This window comes from Pseudomonas paracarnis (genome assembly GCF_904063055.1).
In the GTDB taxonomy this organism is placed as follows: Bacteria; Pseudomonadota; Gammaproteobacteria; order Pseudomonadales; family Pseudomonadaceae; genus Aquipseudomonas; species Aquipseudomonas paracarnis.
This window is the reverse complement of sequence record NZ_CAJFCN010000078.1, coordinates 1-455: the sequence shown is the minus strand read 5'-3', so window position 1 is coordinate 455 and position 455 is coordinate 1. Positions and strand designations below refer to the sequence as shown.

2 pseudogenes are annotated in these 455 nt (G+C 58.9%); both read right to left on the bottom strand.

The features are described 5' to 3' along the window. A pseudogene (locus tag JMV15_RS27985) lies at window positions 1-137 on the bottom strand (NADH-quinone oxidoreductase subunit NuoE); the annotation flags it as partial. Between the two features lie 2 nt (window positions 138-139). Next, window positions 140-455 (bottom strand): annotated as a pseudogene (locus JMV15_RS27980) (NADH-quinone oxidoreductase subunit D-related protein); the annotation flags it as partial.

Sequence of the window (455 nt, the reverse complement as noted above, 5' to 3'; positions counted from 1 at the left end):
CGTTCCTTCTGGACGATCTTCAGGGCTTCGATCGACGCCGCGCGCGGGTCTTCGTAGTGATGCAGCTCGTGCTCGATGGCCGAGCGCTCGGTTCCACTCAAGGTGAAACGGTCTGTCTGGATAAGCGTGCTGTTCATGCTTAGCGGTCCACGTCGGCCATAACGAAATCGATACTACCCAGGTACGCAACCAAGTCCGCGACCATCTCGCCTTTGATCACCGAAGGGATCTGCTGCAAGTGGGCAAAACTTGGGGTACGAATCCGGGTGCGGTAGCTCCTGGTGCCGCCATCGCACGTCAGGTAATAACTGTTGATACCCTTCGTCGCTTCGATCATCTGGAAGGATTCGTTGGCCGGCATGCACGGGCCCCACGACACCTGCAGAAACTGCGTGATCAGGGTTTCGATGTGCTGCAGCGTGCGCTCTTAGTGCGGCGTCGCGGTCAGCGGGTGG